Genomic DNA, 2,424 nt, shown 5'->3' with positions numbered 1-2,424 from the left:
CCTCCGGATCGTGCTGGCCTCGACATAGGTCCGTTTGCGCCCCACCGTCCCAGACGTCGGGCGGTATTAGACCTGAAACCAGCGTAGGAACGCGTCCCTGGCGGGCACGTCAGCCGAATTGCGTTGTGCTTCGGGCACTTCAACCCGAGCGCCGGGGGGCTGTCCGGCGGGTTTGAGGTGAAGGGGCGGCGGGCGCTTTCCGATCGGGTTTGGGCGCCTCCTCGGCGAGGATGAGCGCTGCGGCTTCGGCTGCCACCTCGCGCATCTGGCCGAGCAGGGCGCGCGCGTTGCGATCGTTGGCGATCCACTGCTCGTAGAGGCGCGCCTCGGCCTCGGTCAGGCGCTTGTTGACGGTTCTGCCGTCGACCTTGGCGGTGAAGAGCCAGTACGGCCCGTGGCGCCGTGCGGGGTCCGAATGGCAGGCGCAGTACGCCTTGCCGCACAGGTTGTAGCGCAGGGCCACGCTGCCCGAGGCGATGTAGCCGATCGCCGCGAGCTGCTGGGCGAGCTCCCGGTAGCGCCGTGCGCAGTTCGCCAGACTCGCTTGTGAGGCCTTGGGCATTCGCCACCTCCGGAGCGAGCATCCCACACCAAACCGCCGATAGTAGCCATACTGAGGCATGGTCGACAAGCGGCAGCTCAGACGGTCCCTCGAGCGCGAGCGGCGCCAGATCACGAGGCGCCTCGAGCAGGCGGTGGCTCCGAACACCTCGGGCCCGGTGATCGGCCGGGCCAACATCTCCTATGAGATGGCCGAGCGCACCAGGGCGGTCGCCCACGGCGGCATGGGCGCCATCGTCGGCCTGGTCGACCACGTGGGGCTGGCCGCCGAGATCGACGCCTCGCTCGATCTGTTGAAGATCCACCGCCCGTACTACGAGTCCGACCACGTACTCAACATCGCCTACAACGCCCTGTGCGGCGGGGCCAGCCTGGATGACATCGAGGCCCGACGCCAAGACCGGGTGTTCCTCGACGGCATCGGAGCGTCCAGCCTGCCCGACCCGACCACCGCGGGCGACTTCTGCCGGCGCTTCGACACCGATGCCGTGATGGCGCTCCAGGAGGCGATCAACCGGGCACGGCTGCGGGTCTGGGCCGCCCAGCCACCCGCCTTCTTCGCCCAACCGGCGGTGATCGACGCCGACGCGTCGATCGTGCCGACCGACGGGTGCTGCAAGGAAGGCATGGAGATCTCCTACAACGGCATCTGGGGCTACTCGTCGCTGGTGGTGAACCTGGCCAACACGAAAGAACCGTTGTATTTCAAGGAGTCCGGGGCCAACCGGCCCTCCCACGAGGGGGCCGCCGACCTGTATGACCGGTCCGTCGCCTTGGTGCGCGAGGCCGGCTTCAGCCAGGTCCTGCTGCGCGGCGACACCGACTTCGCCCTCACCGCCAACTTCGACCGCTGGGATGGCGACGGGGTGCAGTTCGTGTTCGGCTTCGACGCCCGCCCGAACCTCGTCGACAAAGCCAAAGGCGCCGACGACGACATGTATCACCAGCTCGTCCGACGCGCCGAGCGGACCGTCAAGACCACGCCCCGGACCAAGCCCACGCGCGTGAAGGACGCCATCGTGCGGGCGCGCAAGTTCAAGGTGCTGCGCACCGCCGCAGAAGACGTCTGCGAATTCACCTACCGCCCAGGGAAATGCAAGCGCGACTACCGGGTCGTCGCGTTGCGCAAGGACCTGTCGGTCGAGCGCGGCGAGGAGGTGCTGTTCCACGAGTACCGCTGGTTCTTCTACATCACCAACCTGGCGACACAGACCACCAGCACCGACGCGGTCGTCATGGAGGCCCGCCGGCGCTGCGACCAGGAGAACCTGATCTCCCAGCTCAAAGGTCAGGTCCGCGCCCTGCACGCCCCGGTCAACACCCTCGTCGCCAACTGGGCGTACATGGTGATGGCCGCCCTCGCCTGGAGCCTCAAGGCCTGGTGCGCACTGCTGCTGCCGGTCTCGCCCCGCTGGGCCAACACTCACGACGAGCAGCGACGTCGGTTGCTCACCATGGAGTTCCGAACGTTCCGCCAAGCCTTCATCGACATTCCCTGCCAGATCGTGACCGGCCGTCGCCAGGTGCGTTGGCGCGTCGTCGCCTGGAGTCCCTGGCTCGCCGTGCTCCTTCGGCTCCTCGACGCCTTGTAGCCGGCCCGACCGCCTCCTCGGGCACCACGAGCCGGTCGCCCGGCTCTCTTCAACGACGACCAGTCACCACCGATCACGAACAATCGAGCGCCACCTCACCCAGCAAACGTGCCACACCGCACCGGACCCGGCCGCTCCCTCGCCATCGCAACCATCAGCCGCTCTCCAACGCCCCACTACGAGCCGGGATCGCTTGTTTCAGGACTAGGTACGTAGGACGCTGGGCAGCGGGCGGGCTGATGAGGGTCGTGTGGTGCGACGTCGATCCGGG

The 2,424-nt window shown here is 67.8% G+C and carries 2 protein-coding genes; one reads left to right on the top strand and one right to left on the bottom strand.

All coding sequences use genetic code 11. From position 1 onward, the window contains the following. Positions 1-139 precede the first annotated feature (139 nt). Positions 140-562, bottom strand: a complete 423-nt coding sequence (locus VNF71_13970; protein HVA75661.1) for a DUF6788 family protein — start codon at positions 560-562, stop codon at positions 140-142. Positions 563-620: 58 nt separating this feature from the next. Between VNF71_13970 and VNF71_13965 the strand changes: the two genes are divergently transcribed. Beyond that, the gene (locus VNF71_13965; protein HVA75660.1) at positions 621-2,153 is read left to right on the top strand and encodes an IS1380 family transposase; all 1,533 of its coding nucleotides are present in this window, start codon (positions 621-623) and stop codon (positions 2,151-2,153) included. Positions 2,154-2,424: the final 271 nt, after the last annotated feature.

It is taken from the genome of Acidimicrobiales bacterium, assembly GCA_035533095.1.
In the GTDB taxonomy this organism is placed as follows: Bacteria; Actinomycetota; Acidimicrobiia; order Acidimicrobiales; family Palsa-688; genus DATLUM01.
This window is presented reverse-complemented; position numbering and strand designations above follow the sequence as displayed.